Origin of the sequence: Mycobacterium sp. E136 (genome assembly GCF_001666865.1) — a bacterium.
Lineage (GTDB): Bacteria > Actinomycetota > Actinomycetes > Mycobacteriales > Mycobacteriaceae > Mycobacterium.
In genome coordinates this window covers 1-680 of sequence record NZ_LZJE01000124.1, presented here as the reverse complement: position 1 = coordinate 680, position 680 = coordinate 1, and the positions used below count along the sequence as shown (strand labels likewise).

The following is a 680-nucleotide window of genomic DNA, read 5'->3' as shown; positions in this document are numbered from 1 at the left end:
GCGATCTCACAGAGACCCGACCTCGAACTGGTCGGGGTGTGGGTGCACTCCCCCGAGAAGGACGGCAAGGACGCGGGTGAACTCGCCAACGGGCAGCCGATCGGGGTGGCCGCCACCACCGATGCGGATGCGCTGATCGGGCTCAAACCCGATTGTGTCATCTATTCGGCCAGCGGGCCGGAACGTGATGCGCTGGCCGTCCCGGACTATGTGAGGCTGCTCAGCGCAGGGATAAACGTGGTGACCACCAGCACCACCCGCCTGGTCAACCCCCACGCCTACGAACCGGTCGAGTGGCGCGACCAGTTGTCCGCGGCCGCCAAGGAGGGCCAGGTCTCGTTGTACGCCTCGGGGATCGAGCCGGGCTTCGTCGCCGACTACCTACCGCTGGTGCTCGCCACGCAGTCGAAGCGGATCCAGCGTCTGACCGTCACCGAGGTCGCGCTCAACGATCACTACCCGGTGGCCGACGTGATGATGAACGGCATGGGCTTTGGTCGTCCCCTGGATTTCGAACCGCTGCTGAAGACGCCTGGGTTCATCGAAATGGCTTGGCGGGCACCGATTCATCTGATGGCCGCCGGTCTCGGCGTGGAGGTCGAGGAGGTCCGCGGCACCCTCGACCGCCGCGTCACGGACCGCGACATCGAGGTGGCGTTCGGCACTATCGAGGCGGGGAC

The 680-nt window shown here is 66.3% G+C and carries 1 pseudogene; it reads left to right on the top strand.

From position 1 onward, the window contains the following. Positions 1 to 680 (top strand): annotated as a pseudogene (locus A5698_RS08575) (dihydrodipicolinate reductase); the annotation flags it as partial.